General features: G+C 75.6%; 20 protein-coding genes and 1 tRNA gene. 10 read left to right on the forward strand and 11 right to left on the reverse strand.

Going from position 1 to position 20,788, the window contains the following annotated elements; all coding sequences use genetic code 11:
• Positions 1 to 73 precede the first annotated feature (73 nt).
• Positions 74 to 775, forward strand: a complete 702-nt coding sequence (locus ACI79D_RS04685; RefSeq protein WP_456917150.1) for a YbaK/EbsC family protein — start codon at positions 74 to 76, stop codon at positions 773 to 775.
• Positions 776 to 779: 4 nt separating this feature from the next.
• Here ACI79D_RS04685 and mscL read toward each other — a convergent pair whose 3' ends face one another.
• The 3 genes from mscL to ACI79D_RS04700 all read right to left on the reverse strand — a co-directional run bounded on the left by mscL (position 780) and on the right by ACI79D_RS04700 (position 2,282).
• Complete coding sequence (mscL, locus tag ACI79D_RS04690; protein WP_456917151.1) at positions 780 to 1,217, reverse strand: large conductance mechanosensitive channel protein MscL; 438 nt, start codon at positions 1,215 to 1,217, stop codon at positions 780 to 782.
• Between the two features lie 33 nt (positions 1,218 to 1,250).
• A complete protein-coding gene (gene cpaB, locus ACI79D_RS04695; protein ID WP_456917152.1) occupies positions 1,251 to 1,868 on the reverse strand; it encodes a Flp pilus assembly protein CpaB in 618 nt (205 codons plus the stop codon).
• 84 nt (positions 1,869 to 1,952) lie between these two features.
• Complete coding sequence (locus ACI79D_RS04700; protein WP_456917153.1) at positions 1,953 to 2,282, reverse strand: FmdB family zinc ribbon protein; 330 nt, start codon at positions 2,280 to 2,282, stop codon at positions 1,953 to 1,955.
• A gap of 353 nt (positions 2,283 to 2,635) precedes the next feature.
• Between ACI79D_RS04700 and ACI79D_RS04705 the strand changes: the two genes are divergently transcribed.
• Positions 2,636 to 3,127, forward strand: a complete 492-nt coding sequence (locus tag ACI79D_RS04705) for a MarR family winged helix-turn-helix transcriptional regulator (protein WP_456917154.1) — start codon at positions 2,636 to 2,638, stop codon at positions 3,125 to 3,127.
• A gap of 185 nt (positions 3,128 to 3,312) precedes the next feature.
• Entirely contained in the window at positions 3,313 to 4,347 is a 1,035-nt protein-coding gene (locus tag ACI79D_RS04710) for an LLM class flavin-dependent oxidoreductase (RefSeq protein ID WP_456917155.1), read from the forward strand.
• A 3-nt stretch (positions 4,348 to 4,350) separates the two neighbouring features.
• Here the strand turns inward: ACI79D_RS04710 and ACI79D_RS04715 are convergent, their stop codons facing one another.
• The 5 genes from ACI79D_RS04715 to ACI79D_RS04735 all read right to left on the reverse strand — a co-directional run bounded on the left by ACI79D_RS04715 (position 4,351) and on the right by ACI79D_RS04735 (position 9,932).
• Complete coding sequence (locus tag ACI79D_RS04715; protein WP_456917156.1) at positions 4,351 to 5,070, reverse strand: AAA family ATPase; 720 nt, start codon at positions 5,068 to 5,070, stop codon at positions 4,351 to 4,353.
• 105 nt (positions 5,071 to 5,175) lie between these two features.
• Positions 5,176 to 6,696 (reverse strand): carboxyl transferase domain-containing protein, encoded by a 1,521-nt coding sequence (locus ACI79D_RS04720; RefSeq protein ID WP_456917157.1) that lies wholly within the window; start codon positions 6,694 to 6,696, stop codon positions 5,176 to 5,178.
• On the reverse strand, positions 6,693 to 7,895 hold the full coding sequence (locus ACI79D_RS04725; protein WP_456917158.1) for a CaiB/BaiF CoA transferase family protein: 1,203 nt from the start codon (positions 7,893 to 7,895) through the stop codon (positions 6,693 to 6,695). The genes ACI79D_RS04720 and ACI79D_RS04725 overlap by 4 nt, the downstream gene beginning before the upstream one ends.
• A gap of 19 nt (positions 7,896 to 7,914) precedes the next feature.
• Entirely contained in the window at positions 7,915 to 9,294 is a 1,380-nt protein-coding gene (locus tag ACI79D_RS04730; RefSeq protein WP_456917159.1) for an SLC13 family permease, read from the reverse strand.
• Positions 9,295 to 9,338: 44 nt separating this feature from the next.
• Positions 9,339 to 9,932 carry a 5-formyltetrahydrofolate cyclo-ligase gene (locus ACI79D_RS04735; protein WP_456917160.1) on the reverse strand — a complete coding sequence of 198 codons (594 nt, stop codon included), beginning with the start codon at positions 9,930 to 9,932 and terminating at the stop codon, positions 9,339 to 9,341.
• 51 nt (positions 9,933 to 9,983) lie between these two features.
• Here ACI79D_RS04735 and galU point away from each other — a divergent pair, with 51 nt between their 5' ends.
• The 6 genes from galU (at position 9,984) to ACI79D_RS04765 (ending at position 16,019) form a co-directional block, all read left to right on the forward strand.
• Positions 9,984 to 10,898, forward strand: a complete 915-nt coding sequence (gene galU, locus ACI79D_RS04740; protein ID WP_456917161.1) for a UTP--glucose-1-phosphate uridylyltransferase GalU — start codon at positions 9,984 to 9,986, stop codon at positions 10,896 to 10,898.
• Between the two features lie 41 nt (positions 10,899 to 10,939).
• Entirely contained in the window at positions 10,940 to 12,328 is a 1,389-nt protein-coding gene (glp, locus tag ACI79D_RS04745; RefSeq protein WP_456917219.1) for a molybdotransferase-like divisome protein Glp, read from the forward strand.
• An 8-nt stretch (positions 12,329 to 12,336) separates the two neighbouring features.
• Positions 12,337 to 12,957 (forward strand): GNAT family N-acetyltransferase, encoded by a 621-nt coding sequence (locus ACI79D_RS04750; protein ID WP_456917162.1) that lies wholly within the window; start codon positions 12,337 to 12,339, stop codon positions 12,955 to 12,957.
• A 179-nt stretch (positions 12,958 to 13,136) separates the two neighbouring features.
• Positions 13,137 to 13,856, forward strand: a complete 720-nt coding sequence (sepX, locus tag ACI79D_RS04755) for a divisome protein SepX/GlpR (protein WP_456917163.1) — start codon at positions 13,137 to 13,139, stop codon at positions 13,854 to 13,856.
• Between the two features lie 122 nt (positions 13,857 to 13,978).
• Positions 13,979 to 14,052 (forward strand) — tRNA-Ala (locus tag ACI79D_RS04760).
• Between the two features lie 206 nt (positions 14,053 to 14,258).
• Positions 14,259 to 16,019, forward strand: coding sequence for a PQQ-dependent sugar dehydrogenase (locus tag ACI79D_RS04765; RefSeq protein WP_456917164.1), 1,761 nt, complete (start codon positions 14,259 to 14,261; stop codon positions 16,017 to 16,019).
• Here the strand turns inward: ACI79D_RS04765 and ACI79D_RS04770 are convergent.
• From ACI79D_RS04770 to ACI79D_RS04780, 3 genes are all read right to left on the reverse strand, one after another.
• Positions 16,016 to 16,810 carry an enoyl-CoA hydratase/isomerase family protein gene (locus tag ACI79D_RS04770; protein ID WP_456917165.1) on the reverse strand — a complete coding sequence of 265 codons (795 nt, stop codon included), beginning with the start codon at positions 16,808 to 16,810 and terminating at the stop codon, positions 16,016 to 16,018. The genes ACI79D_RS04765 and ACI79D_RS04770 overlap by 4 nt on opposite strands.
• A 64-nt stretch (positions 16,811 to 16,874) precedes the next feature.
• Positions 16,875 to 18,182: an MFS transporter gene (locus ACI79D_RS04775; RefSeq protein WP_456917166.1), complete on the reverse strand. Its 1,308-nt coding sequence runs from the start codon at positions 18,180 to 18,182 to the stop codon at positions 16,875 to 16,877.
• 45 nt (positions 18,183 to 18,227) lie between these two features.
• Positions 18,228 to 19,748: a dolichyl-phosphate-mannose--protein mannosyltransferase gene (locus ACI79D_RS04780; RefSeq protein ID WP_456917167.1), complete on the reverse strand. Its 1,521-nt coding sequence runs from the start codon at positions 19,746 to 19,748 to the stop codon at positions 18,228 to 18,230.
• Between the two features lie 145 nt (positions 19,749 to 19,893).
• Here ACI79D_RS04780 and rsmI point away from each other — a divergent pair, with 145 nt between their 5' ends.
• Positions 19,894 to 20,736, forward strand: a complete 843-nt coding sequence (rsmI, locus tag ACI79D_RS04785) for a 16S rRNA (cytidine(1402)-2'-O)-methyltransferase (RefSeq protein ID WP_456917168.1) — start codon at positions 19,894 to 19,896, stop codon at positions 20,734 to 20,736.
• Positions 20,737 to 20,788 lie beyond the last annotated feature (52 nt).

Consider the following 20,788-nt stretch of genomic DNA (forward strand, 5'->3'; position numbering starts at 1 on the left):
CCGCAGCACCGCTCACCAGCGCGGTCCCGGGCCGGCCGGCGCGGCGTCCCGGCCGGCGGGGCAGGATCGGTCCGTGCCTGCGACCCCCTCGACCGCCCCCCAGCTCGGTTCGCTGACCTGGCTGCCCGCTGCCGACCGGCCCGACCTGCTGGCCGCCGCGGTGGCCGCGGCGCTCGCGGACCTCACCGGGCCGGCGTGGGTGGCCGAGATCGACGACGACCTCGCCGACACCGCCGCGTTCACCGAGGCCTACGGGGTGCCCCTGGAGGCCTCGGCCAACTGCGTGGTGGTGGCCGCCCGCCGGGCCGGGCAGACGACGATGGCCGCCTGCCTGGTGCCGGCGAGCACCCGCGCCGACGTCAACGGGCTGGTGCGCCGGCACCTGGGCGCGCGCAAGGCGTCCTTCGCCCCGCAGGACGTCGCGGTCGCCGAGAGCGGCATGGCCTACGGCGGCATCACCCCGATCGGGCTGCCGTCGTCCTGGCCGGTGCTGGTCGACGCCGCGGTGGCGGCCACGGACCTCGTCGTCGTCGGATCGGGCACCCGCGGCAGCAAGCTCGCCGTGCCCGGGCCCGCGCTGGCCGCGCTGCCGTCGGTGGAGGTCCTCGAGGGGCTGGGCCGCGAGCCGGTCGAGCCGCCCGGGCCGGCACCGGCCGCCCGGGCCGATCGGGCACCGGACGACCGCGACCTCGGGTGGGGCGAGCGACCCGACGAGGCCTCCTCCGCCGACCGCCGCTACCTGGAGGACCGGCCGCCGCACTGGGGCAGCGACTGAAGGCTCAGAGCTGGCCGGGCAGCGTCGTCGTCCCCGGGCCGGACGGGTCGAGGCCGGGGCCGGTGCCCTGCTGGGCCCGCAGCAGGTCGCGGATCTCGACGAGCAGCTCCACCTGCGTGGGGGCCACGGGACCGGGCTCCTCCCCGCGCTGGCGCCGCTCCATGATCGTCTTCATCGGCAGCACGACGAGGAAGTAGACGACCGCGGCGGTGATCCCGAAGGTGATGACCGCGTTGACGAACGCCGCCCAGTCGAACACCTGGCCGTTGACCGTGAACGTGCCGCCCTCGATGCCGCCGCCCCCGAACAGCGCGATGAGCGGCTCGAGGAACGACGCGGTGAACTGGCTGACGACCGCGGTGAAGGCCGCGCCGATGACGACCGCGACGGCCAGGTCGACGACGTTGCCGCGGAGCAGGAAGTCCTTGAAGCCTTTGAGCATGGACGCCATCCACCCACACCGGCCCGGTGCCGGTCACGCCGGGGGCGGGAGGCTGAGGGCCAGCGTCGCGGTCGTGGCCGCGGCGGCCAGCTCCGCGGCGGTGGCGGCGTCCACCGCGAGGAGCAGCAGCCCGTCGTCGGCGTCGTCCGGCCCCGGCGTGGCGAGCACGAGGGCGCCGGCGGCGACGACCTCGGCTCGCTCGGCGCCGGGCGTCGTGGCGAGGACGTCGACCCGGTCGCCGGGCCGGACCAGCCCGCTGACCGCCAGGTCGGCCGGCCGCACCGGCGCGGCCACCTCCCCCTCGGCCAGCTGCGCGGTCAGCCCGGCGCCCACCACGGCGGCGTCGGTCAGCGGCTCCCCGGCGCGCACCCCTCCGGCGAGGGTGGCCCCCACCAGCGCTGCTGGGTCGGCCGCCGCCCCGGCGGGGCGCAGGGCGGCGGGGTAGCGGGCCAGGGTGAGGTCGCCGGTGGCGAGCACGGCGCCGGGGGCCAGGTCGGCCGCGGCGACGACCACCGGCACGGTCGCGGGGGCGGCCGCAACCGCCGGTGCGGGGGCCGGGTGCAGGGCCAGCACCAGGGCGACGGCGGCCAGGAGCCCGGCGAGGGCCCGCCGGGCGGTGTGCAGCGGCGAGCGAGGACGGCGCAGACGCATGCGTCCACGCTGGCGGCTCGGACCCGTCTCGGAGTCGGCTACCGCCGGGTTGTGGAGGAGTGCCGGCCTGTGGACCGGCCGGCGTCAGCTGGCGGCGGCCTTGCCGGCCGAGGAGCTCGACGTCGAGGAGCTGCCGGTGGACGACGAGGAGGACGAGCTGGACGAGCTGCTGCTCGACGCGGCGGCGGGCTCCTTCTTGGCGGAGCCTGCCTGCTCGCTGGACGAGGAGCTCGACCGGCTGTCGGTGCGGTAGAAGCCCGAGCCCTTGAAGACGACGCCCACGGAGCCGTACACCTTGCGCACCGTGCTGCCGCACGACGGGCACTCGCCCACCGGCGCGTCGGTGAAGGACTGCACGACCTCGAACTCGTGCCTGCCCTCGGGGTTGGTGCAGGCGTACTGGTACGTGGGCACGGCGGAGCTCCTCGTCGGACGGGCCGGGCTGGCACTCTCACCCGGCGACTGCCAATGATGCGGGTTGGAACGCGCGACGTCCACGTGCGGGGGACGAGTGTCACGAGCACGAGGGGCCGCCTGGGTCTGTGCGCCGGTCCGACGGCCGCCTCTCGGCGAGTGGCCGCACGCAGCGGCGGGAGGTGAGGCCCGGGGGCACGTAGCGGACCGGCACTGCTGTCAACGCCCCCCGCGCCGGGACATTCCCCGTGGGCGGCCGGGCCACCAGGCGCGTGAGGCGGGTCCAACGTCCTGCCGCGGACCCGGTCCTCCGGCCCGCGGCCGACCCGGAACACGCCAGTACGGTTCGGTTCGTGGCGCAGGAGTGGCTCGACGAGCAGCAGCAGCAGACCTGGCGGGCCTGGTTGACCGTGGCCGAGCTGGTCCCGCGGGTGCTCGACGCCCAGCTGCAGCGCGACGCCGGGCTGACCCACGCCGCGTACGTCGTCCTCGCCATGCTGTCGGAGGCCCCGGGCCGCAGCCGTCGCATGAGCGACCTGGCCCGGCGGGCCAACCAGTCGCAGAGTCGGCTGTCGCACACGGTGGCACGGCTGGAGGAGCGCGGCTGGGTGCGCCGGGAGCGCTCGCCCGAGGACGGCCGCGGCAACGTCGCCGTCCTCACCGACGACGGGTGGGACGTCGTCCGCTCGGTCGCGCCCGGCCACGTGGAGGCCGTCCGGGCGGCGCTGTTCGACCCGCTCACCGACGAGCAGGTCAAGGCGCTGGGCGAGGCGCTGCACGCCGTCATCGAGCGGCTGGACCCGGACCACAGCCTGCGCCTGGAGCACGGCGCCGACGTCGGGTGACAGCCGCGGGAGCATCGCAGCGAGGGACGAGCGAGGAGCGGACCGCGGCGCGGAACCCGACCCGTGTCACCGTCGGGTGACAGCCGCGGGAGCATCGCAGCGAGGGACGAGCGAGGAGCGGACCGGGGCGCGGAACCCGACCCGTGTCACCGTGGCCTGACTCGGGAAGCGGGGACGTCGTCGGCGTGTTGCCGCGGGTGATGTCCGAGCCGCTGCCGCTGTCCGTCCTCGAGCTGGCCACCGTCGGGTCGGGGCAGTCCACCGCCGACGCGCTGGCCGCCACCACCCGTGTGGCGCAGGCTGCCGACCGCCTCGGGTACACCCGGCTCTGGGTCGCCGAGCACCACAACATGCCGGCGGTGGCCAGCACCAACCCGCCGGTACTGATCGCGCACCTGGCCGCGGTGACCGAGCGGATCCGGATCGGCTCGGGCGGCGTGATGCTGCCCAACCACGCGCCGCTGGTCGTCGCCGAGCAGTTCGCGCTGCTGGAGGCGCTGCACCCCGGCCGCGTCGACCTGGGTATCGGTCGGGCACCGGGCACCGACCAGGAGACGGCGGTCGCCCTGCGCCGCGACCCCGCCGCGCTCTCCGCCGACGACTTCCCGCAGCACCTGATCGACCTGCTCGGTCTGTTCGGCGACCCCCGCGTCGAGGGCGGCCTCGCCGACAAGTTCCGCGCCACCCCGGCGGCGTCGTCCGCGCCGCAGGTCGTGCTGCTGGGCTCCAGCGGGTTCTCCGCGCAGCTGGCCGGCCACCTCGGGCTGCCGTTCGCCTTCGCCCACCACTTCGGCAGCCCGCACACGCTGACCGCCGTCGAGCTCTACCGCGACACCTTCCGCCCCTCACCGGCGCTGGAGCGGCCGTACACGATCGTGACCGCGAACGTGCTGGCCGCCGAGACCGACGAGCAGGCCCGCCGGCTGGCGCTGCCCGGGCAGCTGATGCGGCTGTCGATCCGGCTCAACCGGCTGCGGCCGGTGCCCACCATCGAGGAGGCCGAGGTCGACCCCGAGCGGGCCGCGGCCGAGGGGATGGCGAGCAACGCGATCGTCGGCGACGTCGGCTCGGCGGTCGACCGGCTGCGGCGGCTGGCCGCCGACACCGGCGCCGACGAGCTCATGCTGACCGCGTCCACCCACGGCGTCGACGAGCGGGTGCGCAGCCTCGAGCTGGTCGCGCGGGCGTGGGGCCTGACCGCCCGGGAGACCGCCGCCTGACCCTCAGGTCAGGTGCCGCAGGAAGGACGCCGGGTCGCCGAGGAACTGCTGCCAGTTCGCGGTGAGCTCCAGGTCCGCCCACTGCGCTTCCCGCAACCCCCAGGAGCCGACCTCCAGCAGGCGCGCGCCGGGCAGCGCGGCCAGCACCGGGGAGTGGGTGGCGACGACGACCTGCGCCCCGCCCGCGACCAGCTCGGCCAGCCGGACCACGAGGGAGAGCGTGCCGGTGAACGACAGCGCGGCGTCGGGCTCGTCGAGCAGGTAGAAGCCGGGGCGGGTGGCGCGGCGGCCGAGCAGCGAGAGGAACCCCTCGCCGTGCGACATCTCGTGGAACCGCGTCTCGGGGCGGTGCAGGTCGGGGTTGTCCTCCAGGTAGCTGTAGAGACCGTGCAGGGTCTCGTCGCGGAGGAAGTAGGCCCAGCGGGCTGCCCCCGGGCTGCGCTCGACGACGAGGTCCAGCGACCCGGGCTCGCTGCGCCGGGTCTCGTGGCGGGCGCCCACCGAGCCGCCCTCGGCGTTGAGCCCGAGCGCCGCGGCCAGCACCTCGAGCACCGTCGACTTGCCCGACCCGTTCTCGCCGACCAGCACGGTCGCGCCGGCCGGCAGCTCCAGGCCCTCGCGCAGCACCTGCGCGACGGCCGGCACGGTCACCGGCCACACGCCGTCCGGAGGGCGCGGCGCGGAGGGGTCGGGCCGCAGCCGCCGGACGGGTCGTCGGTCCACGCGCGCATCCTGGCCCACCGGAGCCGCGCCGGGCTCGCCGGAGCCGCGCCCCGACGCGGCTCCGGCTACTCCCCGCGGCTCCAGGGCCACGGTGGAGGCGTCCGCTCAGCGCCCCAGGTGCCGGTAGCGGTGCAGCCGGCGGCGGAACCGCTCGCCGTCGTCCCGGCCGAGCAGGTCGGCCAGCTCCTCGCCGAGCACGCGGCCCAGCCGCCGGCAGAACTCCACGGGCTCGTCGGCGGCGTCGGGCCGCTCGGGCACCACCCGGTCGACGATCCCGGCCCGCCACAGGTCGGTGGCGCGCACGCCCTGCGAGGCGGCCATCTCCCCGGCGCGGTCGACGGTGCGGTGCACGATCGCCGAGGCGCCCTCCGGCGGCAGCGGGCCCAACCAGCCGTTGGCCGCCGCCAGCACGCGGTCGGCGGGCACCAGCGCCAGCGCCCCGCCGCCGGTGCCCTGACCGAGCAGCACGGCCAGCGTCGGCGCCTTGAGCATCACCAGGTCCTGCAGGCAGCGGGCGATCTCGGCGGCCAGCCCGCCCTCCTCGGCCTCCTTCGACAGCGCGGCACCCGGGGTGTCGATCAGGGTGAGCAGCGGCAGCCGCAGCTCGGCGGCCAGCCGCATGCCGCGCCGGGCCTCCCGCAGCGCGGCCGGCCCCAGCGGCGCCGTCAGGGACTGGCCGCGCCTGTCCTGGCCGAGGACGACGCACGGCGCGCCGCCGAAGCGGGCCAGGGCCAGCAGCAGCCCGGGGTCCTTCTCACCGGCGCCGGTGCCGGAGAGGCCGACGATGTCGGTGGCCGCCGTCCGCAGCAGCCGGCGCACGCCAGGGCGGTCCGGGCGCCGCGACGCGGTGACGACGTCCCAGGCGCTGCGGCCGTCCTCCGGGTCGTCGGCGTCCGTGCCGTCCTCGGCGGTCGGCCGTTCGGCGTCCCGGACGTCGTGGTGCCAGGTCTGGCGGGCGGCGAGCACCCGCAGGGCCCGGTCGGCGACGTCGGCGATCTCCTCGTGCGGGACGACGGCGTCGATCACCCCGTGCGCGGCGAGGTTCTCGGCGGTCTGCACGCCGTCGGGGAACGGCTCGCCGTAGAGCGCCTGGTAGACCCGCGCGCCGAGGAACCCGACGGAGGCGCCCGGCTCGGCGATCGTCACGTGGCCCAGCGACCCCCACGAGGCCAGGACGCCGCCGAACGTCGGGTGCCGCAGGTAGACCAGGTACGGCAGCCCGGCCTCCTTGTGCCGGGCGATGGCCGCGGTGATCCCGATCATCTGCAGGAACGCGACGGTGCCCTCCTGCATGCGGGTGCCACCGGAGACCGGCGCGGCCAGCAGCGGCAGCCCCTCCTCGGTGGCCCGTTCCACCGCGGCGATCAGCCGCTCGGCGGCGGCGGTGCCGATCGAGCCGGCGAGGAAGCCGAACTCGCCGGCGAGCACGGCCACCCGCCGGCCGCGCAGCCGGCCCTCACCGGTGATGATCGCCTCGTCCTGGCGGGACTTCTCCGCCGCGCGGGCCAGCTCGGCGGCGTACTCCTCGGGCACGTCCCCGATCTCGACGGGGGAGTCCCAGCTCCGCCACGAGCCGGGATCGAGGACGAGGTCCCGCAGCGCTCGCGCGTCGAGCGGGCGACTCACTGCTGCAGCCAGGCGCGGATCGCCTCGTTGGAGGAGCCGAGCACCGGCGGCGCGGCGTGGTCCCGGCGGGTGGTCTCGGTCTCGCCGTCCGGACCGGCGGAGAAGAACCGCAGCGGCGGGCCGGGCAACTGCAGCCGGCCGAGGGTGGCGTGCTCGACGTCGACCAGCAGGCCCTGCGACAGGGTCTGGTCCCACCCGTAGACCTCGTCGATCGAGCGCACCTTGCCCGCCGGGATGCCCGCGGCGGCCAGCCGGGCCAGCAGCTCCTCCGGGGGGATGTCGGCGAAGGTCCGCTCCAGCAGCTCGATCACCTGCTGGCGGTTGCCCACCCGCTCGCCGTTGGTGGCCAGCCCGGGGGCATCGGGGTCCAGGCCGAACTCGGCGCACAGCTTGCGCCAGAGCCCCTCGGAGCCGCAGGACAGCTGCACGCTGCCGCCCTTGCAGTGGAACAGCCCGTACGGCGCGATCGAGGGGTGGTGGTTGCCCTGCGCGCGGCCCACCTTGCCCGCCACCGTCCACGCCGTCCCCTGGAAGGCGTGCACGCCGACGATCGCGGCGAGCAGCGAGGTGCGCACCACCTGGCCGCGGCCGGTGCGCTCCCGCTCGATGAGGGCGGCCAGCACGCCGTAGGCGCCGTACATGCCGGCGAGCAGGTCGCCGATCGGGACGCCGACGCGCTGCGGGTCGTCCGGGCCGGGCCCGGTCAGCGACATCAGGCCCGCCTCGCCCTGGGCGATCTGGTCGTACCCGGCGCGCCCGCCCTCGGGCCCGTCGTGGCCGAACCCGCTGATGGACAGGGTCACCAGCCGCGGGTTGAGCGACTCCAGCACGTCGGTGCCGAAGCCGAGCCGGGCCAGCGTGCCCGGGCGGAAGTTCTCCAGCAGCACGTCGGCACGGCGGACGAGCTCGCGCAGCAGCTCCTTGTCGCCGTCGTCCTTGAGGTCGAGGGTCACCGACTCCTTGTTGCGGTTGGTGCAGAGGAAGTAGGTGGACTCCCGGTCACCGGCTGAGTCGTCGCCCGCCCCACCACCCCCGGGCCAGACGAACGGCGGGCCCCAGCCGCGGGTGTCGTCCCCGGTGCCGGGGCTCTCCACCTTGATGACGCGGGCGCCGAGGTCGCCCAGCATCATCCCGGCGTGCGGGCCGGCGAGGGCGCGGGTCAGGTCGACGACGAGGACGCCGTCGAGCGGTCCAGACACGTTCAGGTCTCCGTTCCGGTCAGAACCACGACGGGATGACGACGAACACCAGCCAGGCCAGCAGCGGTCCGACGGCGACGACGATCCCGGCGTAGGCGAGGATCTGCTTGTAGAAGCGGTCCTTGTCGACGTCCTGGGCGTTGGCGAGCACCAGGGCCCCGTTGGTCGAGAACGGGCTCACGTCGACGATGGTCGAGGACACCGACAGGGCCACCACGACGCCCACGGCGCCGATGGTCCCGCCCTGCAGGAACGGCACCGCCAGCGCGATGGCGACCCCGATGATCGCGACGGACGACGCGAACGCCGACACGATCGCGCCGATGTAGCAGAGCAGCAGGGCCACCAGCAGCGGTGCGCCGAGACCGGTGACCGCCTCACCGACGTAGTCGATCGCGCCGGCCTCCTGCAGGACGAACACGTAGCTCAGCACGCCGGCGATGAGCAGCACGGTCGACCAGCTGATCTGGCTGACGGCGTTCTTGTGCCGGGCGGCGGCGAACAGGGCGAGCACCGTCGCGACGGTGATCGCCACGAAGCCGATGTCGAGGTCGAACACCAGGGCCAGGACCGCGACGACGGCCAGGCCGACGAGGGTCAGGACCTGGTCGATCGTGACCTTCGGGCTCGCCGGTTCCGCGGTGTCGTCGCCGCCGGCCCCACCCGTCGTCCGGTCGCCGCCGGTCGTGCCGCCGCCCCCGCCGACCGCCGGGCCGGGCGAGGCGCCGTGCCCGCGGACGACGGTGGCCTCCTCCCGCTCGGCCTCCACCGGCACCGTGGCGGCGACCTTCCGGCCGATCAGCTGGCGGCCGCCGAGCACCAGGAAGAGCACGACCGCGATGGCGATGTTGAAGAACAGGCTGCCCAGGAAGACCGCGAGCGGGCTGCCGGGCAGACCCTCGTCGTCGACGATCGTGTTGACCGTGACGCCGTAGACGCTGATCGGCGAGAACCCGCCGCCCTGGGCCCCGTGGATCACCATCATGCCCATGAGCAGCGGGTTGATCCCGTGCCGGACGGCGAAGGTCAGCGCGATCGGGGCGATGATCGCCACCGCGGCGGGGGAGAGGGCGCCGATCGCGGTGAGCAGCGCGGTGACGAAGAACATGATCCACGGGATGGCCGCGACGTGGCCGCCGACCAGCCGCACGGCGCCCCGGACCAGCAGGTCGACGGTGCCGTTGTTCTGCGCGATCGCGAACAGGTAGGTGACGCCGATCAGCGTCACCACCAGCTCGGCGGGGAAGCCGCCCAGGATGTCGTCGGTGGTCAACCCGACCGACAGCGTGCCGACGATGAACGCGGCCGTGAAGGCGAGCGCGCCCATGTTGATCGGCAGGAGCGTCGCGATCGCGAAGATCACGACGAGCGCCAGGATGGTGACGATCTCGGGTGACACGGTGGGCTCCCACAGCGTCGGGGGACGAGGGCGTGATCACTGTCTCAGTGACCGGTCGGTAGCGCCTCCCAGCCCCCGGACGGCGTGACGACCGCGGTCACCGGCCCGTCGTGCGGCTCCGACGGCAGCTCGTCGACCAGCTCGTCGTCGAACACCAGGGCCACCAGCCGAGCCTCGGGGCGGGCGTGCCGGAGTGCCCGGTCGTAGTACCCGCCGCCCCGCCCCAGCCGCACGCCCGAGCGCGCCACCGCCACCGCCGGGACGACGACGACCTCCGCCGTCCCGAGCGCGGTCGGCCCCAGCCGCGGGCCCACCGGCTCCAGCAGCCCGAAGCGCCCCGGCGCCAACCGGCCGCGGTCCACCGCCCAGCCCAGCTCCCGCCCCTCGGGGGGCACCACCGGCAACAGCACCCGCGCCCCGAGCCGGCTGTAGGCCGCCGGCAGCCGACCCGCACCCGGTTCGGTGGCGTCGGGGACGAAGGCCGCCAGCGTCCGGACGCCGGCCAGCCCGTCCAGCAGGGCGGCGGTGACCGCGGCGGCCGCCGCGGCCCGCTCGACGGCCGGGCGCACCTCGCGCCGGGCGCGGAACCGGGTGCGCAGCGCCGCCTTGACGGCGGCCACGTCATCCGGAGGGGGCACCGCCGCAGGCTAGCCAGGGCCGGTGGTCGGCCCCCTCACTAGGCTCCGGTCATGCCCACTTCGAGCTCCCGCCCGGCGCGGAAGGCTGTCATCCCGGTCGCGGGACTGGGGACGCGGTTCCTGCCGGCCACCAAGGCGGTGCCCAAGGAGCTGCTGCCGGTCGTCGACCGGCCCGCGCTGCAGTACATCGTCGAGGAGGCCGCGCGCGCCGGGCTGGCCGAGGTGCTCATGGTCACCGGGCGCAACAAGGCCTCGATCGAGGACTTCTTCGACCGCAACCCCGAGCTCGAGACCGCGCTGGAGAAGAAGGGCGACGCCGACCGGCTCGCCGCCGTCCAGGCCTCGACCGACGTGGCCCAGGTGCACTTCGTGCGCCAGGGCGAGGCCCGCGGGCTGGGGCACGCGGTGCTGCAGGCCGCGGCTTTCGTCGGTGACGAGCCGTTCGCCGTGCTGCTGGGTGACGACCTCATCGACGCCCGCGACCTCCTGCTCGAGCAGATGCTGGAGGTCCAGGCGCAGCACGGTGGCTCGGTGATCGCCCTGCTCGACGTCGGGCGGGAGAACATCGACAAGTACGGCGCGGTCGCGGTGGAGGACGCCGAGGGAGACGTCGTCGCCGTCACCGGCCTGGTCGAGAAGCCGCCCGTGGACGAGGCCCCCAGCAGCCTGGCCATCATCGGCCGCTACGTGCTGGCGCCGGAGGTCTTCGCCGTGCTGCGGGAGACCGCGCCCGGCCGCGGCGGCGAGATCCAGCTGACCGACGCCCTGGCCACCCTCGTCGAGCGCGGCGAGCCGGTGCACGGCGTGGTGTTCCGCGGCCGCCGCTACGACACCGGCGACCGGCTGGACTACCTCAAGGCGGTGATCCGGCTCGCCTCCGAGCGCGACGACCTCGGGCCGCCGCTGCGGGCCTGGCTGACCGAGTTCGTGGCCGACCTGTCCCCGAAGGGCGCGTCGCAGGCCTGAGCGCGGCCCCTCAGGGGGCAGCATCGACCTCCGTGGTGGGAATGACCGAGGACGGCACGCGCGGGACGCCCGCAGGACAGCGGGACACCACGGCGATGGACCTGCGCCGGGGCACGGTGCTGCCCCCGGCGGCGGAGGGCAGCCACGAGACGACCGCGATCGACCGCGGTCAGGTCCCGCCGCCCCCCAGCGCGGTCGAGCCGCCCGCACCGCGGACGGTCGAGCAGCAGCTCGACGAGATCCTCTCCGCGGTGCCGCAGCCGGACCCGATCGAGCTGGCCGTCCTCGACGCGCAGGGGCTGCTCTGCGCGGAGGAGGTCGTCAGCCAGCGGGCGCTGCCGGCGTTCGACCAGGCCGCTCTGGAGGGGTACGCCGCCCGCGCCCTCGACATCGAGGGCGCCACCCCCGGCGAGCCGGCCTCGCTGGCGGTCGTGGGGGAGACCGACACCGGCGCCAGCGGACCGTCGTCCATCGGCCCCGGGCTGGCCATGAAGGTGGCCGCCGGCGCGATGCTGCCCACCGGCGCCGACGTCGTCGTCCCCGCGGTGTGGACCGACCAGGGCATGGCCACGGTGGCCGTGCACGCGGCCGTGGCGCCCGGCGGCTACGTGCGCCGCACCGGCGACGACGTCGCGCCCGGGACGACGGCGGTGCAGGTCGGCACCCCCATCGGGCCGGCCCAGATCAGCCTGCTCGCAGCCGTCGGCCGCGACCGCGTGCTGGTGCGCCCCCGCCCGCGGATCGCCGTCCTCTCGGCGGGCGCCGAGCTGGTCGACATCAGCACCCCGCCGGCCCCCGGCCAGGTCGTCGACGTGAACAGCTACGCGCTGGCGGCCGCCGCGCGCGACGCGGGGGCCGAGGCCTACCGGTCGGGCATCGTGCCCGCCGACCGGCGCCGGCTGTCGGAGGTGCTGGAGAGCCAGCTGCTGCGCAGCGACCTGGTCCTCATCTCCGGCACCCTCGCCGCCGAGGGCGACATGGTGCGCGAGGTGCTGGCCGAGCTCGGGGACATGCGGTTCTCCCCGGTGTTCATGCACCCGGGCCCGGTGCAGGGCTTCGGCCGGCTGGGCCGCGACGGCGTCCCGGTCATCTGCGTGCCCGGGGAGCCGGTGGCGGCCCTGGTCGCCTTCGAGGTGTTCGTGCGGCCGGCGATCCGGCTCATGCTCGGCAAGCGACAGCTGTTCCGCCGCACCGTGCAGGCGATCGCCGCCGAGCAGCTGACCTCCCCGCTGGGCTACCGGCAGTACCTGCACGGCCAGGTCATGCGCCACCCCGACGGCGGCTACGTCGTCGAGCCCCTGGGGGACGGCGACGAGGCGATGCTGGCGCGCATGGCGCGGGCCAACTGCCTGATCGTGGTGGACGAGGACGTCACCGAGGTCGCCGCCGGGGGGCTGGTCACCGTCATGCCCCTGCTGCTGGGCGGCTGAGCCGACCCGTGCCCGACCCCGCGCTCCACCCCGGGTGGCCCGCCCGCCTGTCCTTCGGGCCGGTCGAGCTGCACCCGCCGCGCCGCCGGGACGCCGAGGAGTGGAGTCGGGTCCGGCTGGCCAACGAGGCGTGGCTGTCGCCGTGGGAGCCGACCGCGCCCTCGCCGTGGGCGGCCCGGCACACCCCGCAGTCGTACCGGGTGATGCGCCGCGCGGTGCTCCGCCGCGCGGTCGCCGGGACGACGCTGCCGTTCGTCGTCCGCGTCGACGGGCGGCTGGTCGGGCAGGTCACCATCGACAACGTCGTCCGGGGAGCCCTGCGCTCGGGGAACCTCGGCTACTGGATCGACCGCTCGGTGGCCGGCCGGGGGCTGGCCACGCTCGCGGTGGCGCTGGTGTGCGACCACGCGTTCGGCCCGGCGCGGCTGCACCGGCTGCAGGCCGACATCCGGCCGGAGAACGGCCCGAGCCAGCGCCTGGTGGAGCGGCTCGGGTTCCGGGCCGAGGGACTGCTGCGCCGCTACCTGGACATCGACGGCGACTGGCGCGACCACCGGTGCTACGCGCTGCTCGCCGAGGACGCGCCGGAGGGGGTCCTCGCCCGCTGGCGGTCCGGCGAACCCCGCTGACCCGGGGCGCCCTACCACGCCGGCGGTCGTCCTCCGCGGGGGTCTTTGTCGACACGCCGCGCCGACGACACTCCAGTCACACGACACTTCAGTGACACGCCCGCGCGCCTCCCCCGAACGGGGTAGTGCAGGCCGTAACTTCGCCCGGCAAGTGACTCGTGTGACGGGTGGTGTTCTGGATGGGTTCGGGCGTGCTGCTGGCCGCTCTGGTCGTGCTGTGGTTCGTCGTGCTGGTCCCGATGGTGGTGACCCGCGGTGACTCCCAGGCGGGTCGCGGCGGTCTGACCGACTCCGGCCGGACCCTGCAGCGGCGACGAGTGGTGGACCCGGCGCTCTATGCCGAGACCGAGAAGGTCGCGATCGACCGCGGGGCCCTGCTGACCTCCGGCGAGCTGCGGGTCGACGTGCACGCGGTGCGCCGTCGCACGCTGGCCGGCCTGGTGGCGCTCACGCTGCTGGCCCTGGTCGGCGCGCTGTTCTACAGCCCCTGGCTGTGGATCGCCCAGGGCGTGCTCGACCTCGCCGTCGTGGCCTACCTGATGGTGCTGCGCGCCGCCGCGCGCCGGGAGCGGCTGGCCGCCCGCCGCGCCGCCCGGGCCGCCGCCCGCGCCGCCCGCCAGCCGGGTGCGCGGCCCGCCGCCCGGCCGGTGCCGGCGCCGCGCCACGCACCGGTGGCGGAGGCGCCGGTCGCCGAGGAGGTGCACCACCACCCCGTCGACCTGCCGCACCCGAGCCTGCCGCTCGCGCCGGTGCACCCGCTGCGCCCCGGCCGTGTCGTCGCGGCCCGCGCCGCGGCGCCGGCCGGCTGGCAGAACAGCGCCGTCGTGGGCCTGGACGACGACGACATCGGCTTCGCCGACATCGACGTCTACCAGCCGCGCAAGGTCGTCAACGGCTGAAGGACCACCCTCCCCCCGCGCCTCGCAAGCTCGGCGCGGGGCCCTGGAGGGCGGCCGTTCCAGCGCGTCACGAGGCCGGTGGCGGGGGCGGGGCGGGCGGACGGTAGACTCGTCTCCCGTCAGGGGCTGTAGCGCAGTCCGGTAGCGCACCTCGTTCGCATCGAGGGGGTCAGGGGTTCAAATCCCCTCAGCTCCACCCCGACACAGCAGGCCCCGCCCGGCAGACCGGGCGGGGCCTGCTGCATCTCCGGGCGGCGTTCCGTCACCGGCCGGGACCATCTCGCTCCGACGTGCGACAGCCCGCGCACGGCCGGCCACCCATCGTGGGAACGCCCCGAGGGGTCGGCGACACCGTCGTGTCGTGTTTGGTGATCGGGACGCCCTCGGGGAGCGTCGCGCGGCGTGACGCGAGAGCGAGGCGGTTCCTCCCCGGGGGCCCGTGCCGCGGTGCGGCTGGCCGCCCTCGTGGCACTGGTCGCCGGGGCGGTGGTGGTCACCCCCGGGTCGGCCGCGGCCGCGCCGACGCTGACGTCGGGGTTCGTCGTCGTGGACCTGCCCAGCGGCCAGGACGAGCTGCTCACCGACGTCGCCTTCCTGCCCGACGGGGGTTGGCTCACCACCGGCAAGAACGGGCGGGTGGCCCGGGTGGCGCCGTCCGGAGAGGCGCGGACGGTCGCCGAGCTGCCCGTCGTGACCACCGGCGACCTGGGGCTGGTCGCCGTCGAGGTCGCGCCCGACGGCACGGTCTACACCGGCCGCACGCTGGACGTCGACGGCCGCTGGACGATGCGCCTGTCGGCGTGGACCCTCACCGACGCCGAGTTGACCGACGAGCACGTCGTCCTCGAGCTGCCGGCCGGGTCCGACGTGCACGCCCTGACCGGGGTGGTCGCCGACCCCGACGGCTCGTTGTGGGTCACCATCGGCGACAGCGCCGACTTCCGGGCCATGGACCCGCTCGCCCTGCGCGCCCTGGACCCCACCAGCGGCTACGGCAAGCTCCTGCACCTGCTGCCCGACGGTCGCGGCGTCCCCGGCAACCCGTTCTACGACGAGGCCGACCCGGCGTCCTGGCAGAGCCGGGTGTACGCCGGCGGCTTCCGCAGCCCGTTCCGCCTCAGCCTCGACCCGGTGACCGGGGTGCCGATCCTCGGCGACGTCGGCTGGGGGACGTGGGAGGAGGTCGACGTCGTCCGGCCCGGGGCCAGCTACGGCTGGCCGTGCTGGGAGGGGCAGGAGCGCACCCCCGGCTACCGCGACCTGCCCGGCTGCGAGGACGCGGCGAACACCGTGCCGCTGTGGACCTACCGGCACGGACCGGCCGGCACGTCCATCACCGGCGGCGTCGTGTACACCGGCAGCGCGTACCCGGCGGAGTACCAGGGCGCCTACTTCTTCGGCGACTACTCGTCCCAGCGGGTCTACACGCTGCGCTCCGACGCCGACGGGCGGCTGGTCCGCGAGCCGGAGGCCGAGGGCTTCGGCGCGGGCAACGGGCTGCCCGTGGCGTTCGCCTCGGCCCCGGACAACGGCGACGTCGTCTGGGCCGACATCGGCGGCAGCGTGCTCAAGCGGCTGGTGTACGCGCCCGGCAACCGGCCCCCGACCGCCCGGGCCACCGCCACCGTCGACGCCGCCACCCGCACGGTGACCTTCGACGGCAGCGCGTCCAGCGAGTGGGACGGCGAGCCGCTGACCCACCGGTGGGACTTCGGCGACGGCACCACCGGCGAGGGCGTCCAGGTGCAGCACACCTACGCCGACCCCGGGCCGGTCACCGCCCGGCTCACGGTCACCGACCCCGGCGGGGCGGAGGCGAGCACGACGCTCACCGTCGTCCCGGGCAACTCCCCGCCGGTGCTGACGCTGACCCCGCCACCGCCGGAGCGCCGCTACGTCCCCGACGACCTGGTGCAGGCCACCGCGGAGGGCACCGACGCCGAGGACGGGCGGCTGACGGTCCGGTGGAGCGAGGTGCTGGTGCACTGCAGCGCCGGGCTGTGCCACGAGCACCCGGGGGAGTCCTTCGAGGGGCCGGAGTACTCCCGGCCGTTCGTCGACCACGGCGAGGGCACCCGGCTGGTCGTGACGGCGACGGTCACCGACGCGGCCGGCGTCGAGGCCCGGGCCTCCTTCGAGGCGCTGCCGGCCGACGTCGTCTAGCGCGCGTTGCGGAAGTCGGGCTGGCGCTTCTCCACGAAGGCCCGCACGCCCTCTCTGCCCTCGGGGTCGGCGGCGGACTCGGCGATGAGCCGCGCCTCGTCGTCCAGCTGCTGCTCGAGCGTCCGGACGGCGGCCTGCCGCACCAGCGCGCGGGTGCGCACCATCGCCCGCACCGGGCCCGCCGCCACCGCCTGCGCCAGCGCGATCGCCGCCTGGTGCACCTCCTCGTCCTCCACGAGGCGGGCGACCAGGCCGAACATGTGCGCCTCGGCGGCGGTGAGCGCGCCGTTGGTGAGCATCAGCTCCAGGGCCCGCGGGGCACCGAGGGCGCGGGTCAGCGCCCAGGAGCTCCCGCCGTCCGGGGAGTAGCCGATCGCGCCGTAGGCCGGGCGGATCTTGGTCGACCGCGCGCAGACGACGATGTCGCAGGCTCCTATCAGACCGACGCCCGCGCCGGCGACCGCGCCCTGCACGCCGGCGACCACGGGCACCGGGCAGTACAGCAGCGCCCGGATGACCTGGTGCCAGTCCTGCGCGAGCTGCCCGACGTAGGTGGCCGGGTCGTCCACCCCGGCGAAGGCGCGCACGTCGCCCCCGACGCAGAACCGGTCCCCGTTGCCGAGCAGCAGCACGGTGCGGGTCTCGGCGGGGCGGTCGCGCACCGCCGCGGCCAGCTCGGCGGCCATCGCCGGCTCGAGGGCGTTGCCGGTCTCGGGGCGGTCGAGGGTGATCGCCCAGACGTCACCGTCCACCCCGGTCAGCACCCGCGGTCGGTCCTGTGCGCTGGTCATCGCCGTCTCCTCCGTGCCGGTGCGCGGGTCTGCCTGGGTCGTCACGGTACGGAGGTCGGCCCGCTCAGGCGCGGGCGCGGGGGTGGGCCACCTGCACCTCGCTGTCGATCGCGCCGGGTGCGCCGCCGAACTCGTCGGCCACCTCACCGGCCACGTCGTCCACCGGGCCGTGGCTCTCCGCGGCGGCGCCGTCCTCGTCCAGGCCGGCGTCGGCCTGCGCGAGCAGCCGGTGACCGGTGGCCAGGACCGCGATGCCGGCGACCACGGCTCCCGCGCCCACGGCGAAGGGCACGTGCACGCCGGCCGCCTCGGCGAGCTCGCCGGCGGCGAAGGGGGCCAGCCCGCCACCGAGGAAGCGGACGAAGCCGTACGCGGCCGAGGCGACCGGGCGCTCGACGGGGGCGACCAGCATGACCGCCTGGGTGGTCAGCGTGTTGTTGATGCCGATGAAGGCCCCGCTGACGATGACGGTGGTGACGAGCACCGGGACCGACTCCGCGCCGACGGCCATGACCACCAGGTCGACGGTGAACAGCGCCAGGGCCGCGTAGAGGGCCGGCGCGGTGCCGAAGCGGCGCTGCAGGACCGGGGCGCCGATGACGGAGAAGAACGCCACGAGCAGGCCCCAGCCGAAGAACACCAGGCCCAGCCGCATCGCCGAGAGGCCCATCGGGAAGGGCGCGTAGCCCATCATCGTGAAGAAGCCCCAGTTGTAGAGCAGCGCCGTGACGCTCATCGTCAGCAGCCCGCGGTGGCGCAGCGCCCGCAGCGGCGCCGAGAACGTGCTGCGGCGCGGCGGGGTGGGCGTCGGGTCGAGCAGGACGGCGGTGGCGACCAGCGCGATCGCCATGAGGCAGGCGACGCCGAAGAACGGGCCGCGCCAGCTGATGTCGCCCAGCAGGCCGCCCAACAGCGGTCCGGCGGCGATGCCCAGGCCGAGGGCGGCCTCGTAGAGCACGATCGCGCCGGCGAAGCCGCCCGAGGCCGAGGCGACGATGACCGCCAGCGAGGTGGCGATGAACAGCGCGTTGCCCAGCCCCCAGCCCGCGCGGAAGCCGACGACCTGGCCCACCGAGCCCGAGAACCCGGCGAGGGCCGAGAAGACGACGATCACCGTCAGGCCCGCCATCAGCGTGCGCTTGGCCCCCAGCCGGCTGGACACCCAGTTGGTGCCGAGCATCGCGACCGCGGTGACCACCAGGTAGCTGGTGAACAGCAGCGTCACCTGGCTGGGCGAGGCCTGCAGCTGCTCGGACAGCGCGGGGAGGATCGGGTCGACCAGGCCGATCCCCATGAAGCTCACCACACAGGCGAAGGCGACGGCGTAGACGGCCTTGGGCTGCCGGAACAGGCCGGCTCCGTGTGCGCTCACACCAATCTGTTGTAGACCCCAACTATCGGGGTGTGCCACCCGGGATCAGAACCATGAGGGGAACCACATCCGGTCCAGCCACTCGGCGTGCGACAGCGGCTGCCCGGTCAGCACGGGGTAGAAGAAGACGAAGGTCGCCGCCACCACGCCGACGTAGAGCGCCACCGCGCCCAGCCCCACCTGGCGGCGCCAGCGGTCGCTGTCCGGCCGGCCCAGCACGTCCTGCAGGACCAGCACCACGGCCAGCACGAAGAACGGCACCACCGGGGCCATGTAGAAGACGAACATGGTCCGCTCGGGGTTGAGGAACCAGGTGCCCCACCCGGCGGCGATCGCGGTGGCCACCAGCAGGGCGGCGGGGTCGCGGCGCGCCACCAGGCGCCAGGCAAGCCAGACCAGCGCCGGCGCGAAGGCGAACCACAGCGTCGGCGTCCCGACCATGAGGATGTACCGGACCACCTGCTCGCCCGCGGCGTCGGTGAGCCCCTGCGGGTTCCACAGCAGGATCGGCCGGCCGTCCACCAGCCACGACCACGGTCCGGACTCCCACGGGTGCGGCGTCGACAGGCCGTTGTGGAACCGCAGCCACTCGGCGTGCTGGTGCCACAGCGAGCGCAGCGCGTCGGGGACCCACGGGAACGCCGTCTCCGGGTTCTGCTGCGCCCAGGCCCGGCCCTGCGAGGTCTCCCCGAGGAACCAGCCGGTGAAGCTCGCGAGATAGGTGAGCACCGGGACGGCGGCCAGCGCCCACAGCGCCCCGGGCAGCCCGCGCCGCGCGGCGGTGAGGGTCGGGCGCGCGACGCCGGCCTCCCGCCAGGCGGCCCGGTCCCAGAACAGCGACAGGACGGCGAACAGGGCGAGGAAGTACACCCCGCTCCACTTGACCGCGCAGGCGCAGCCGAAGAGGAACCCGGCCGCGATCCGCCAGCCGCGCGGGCCCAGCCGGAAGCCGGCGGTGGCCTGCGCGGCCCGGATGCGCTCGCGCACCCGGTCGCGGTCGACCACCAGGCAGGCCACCGCGCCGACGACGAAGACCTGCAGGAAGACGTCGAGCAGGCCGATGCGCGACAGCGAGAAGGCGAACCCGTCCAGCGCCAGCAGCAGCCCGGCGACCAGCCCCAGCAGCGTCGACCCGGTCAGCCGCCGGCCCAGCCGGGTGAGGACGACGACGGCGACGGTGCCCGCCACCGCGGACGGGAACCGCCAGCCGAAGGAGTCGTAGCCGAACAGGTGGATGCCGCCGGCGATCAGCCACTTGCCCAGCGGCGGGTGGACGATGAACGTGTAGCCGCGGTTGTACTCGTGGCCCCACTCGAGCAGCTCGTTCGCCTCGGGCGGGTAGTAGGCCTCGTCGAACAGCAGGTCCGAGGGGTAGCCGAGGTCCCAGATCCGGACGGCGAAGGTGACCACGCCCAGGACTGCCGCCAGCACCCAGGACAGCCGCCGGTCGGCCGGCAGGGGCGGGGTGCGGTCGCGGCGGGGGCGGGGGACCGGCGGGCGCCGCACCCGGCCGGACCGGGGCTCGCCGGGCTCCCGGTCCGTGCGATCGGGAGCCAGCACCGCCATGGGGTCAGGGTAGTGAACGGACCCGCCTGCCCCCGGCACCGTGAGACACCCCTGCCCCCGCCACTCGCGGGCTCGCGGCGGGCCCCTGCAGGGGGCGGCCCCCTGCAGGCGGGCCGGCGAGCTCCGGCGTGACAGGCTCGCCCGCGTGACTGGACGCCTCGTGCTCGGCGGTGCCCCGCTCGGCCAGCCCGGTGACGTCGGGCCGCGGCTGCGGTCGGCGATGGCGTCGGCGGACGTGCTCGCGGTCGAGGACACCCGCCGCCTGCACCGGCTGGCCGCCGACCTCGAGGTGACCCTCACCGGGCGGGTGGTCACCTTCCACGAGTCGGTGGAGCGCTCCCGGCTGCCCGGGCTGCTCGACGCGCTGGCCTCCGGGGCGACCGTCCTGCTGCTCACCGACGCCGGCATGCCGTCGGTGTCGGACCCGGGCTACACGCTGGTGCGGGCGGCGATCGACGCGGGTCATGCGGTCACCTCGGTCCCGGGGCCCTCGGCGGTGACGACGGCGCTGGCGGTGTCGGGCCTGCCGGTGGACCGGTTCTGCTTCGAGGGCTTCCTGCCGCGCAAGGGCGGGGAGCGGCGGTCGCGGCTGGCCGGGCTGGCCGACGAGCGCCGCACGATGGTCTTCTTCGAGTCGCCGCACCGGCTGGCCGACGCGCTCACCGACGCCGCGGCAGCGTTCGGCCCGGACCGCCCGGCCGCCGTCTGCCGGGAGCTGACCAAGACCCACGAGGAGGTCCGCCGCGGGTCGCTGGTCGAGCTGGCGTCGTGGGCGGCCGAGGGCGTGCGCGGGGAGATCACCCTGGTGGTGGGCGGGGCGCCGGCCGGCCCGGTGGCGGTCGACCCCGCGCAACTGGCCGCGCTGGTGGCCGACGAGGAGGCCGCCGGCGCCACCCGCAAGGACGCCATCCGCGCCGTCGTCGTCCGCACGGGGCTGCCGCGGCGCACCGTCTACGACGCCGTCCTCGCCGCGAAGCCCGAGGCCTGATCCTCGCGCCCTAGCGTCGTGTGCACACAGCGCGGTCCGACGCCCGCCTGGA

Source organism: Geodermatophilus sp. SYSU D00708 (assembly GCF_054050115.1).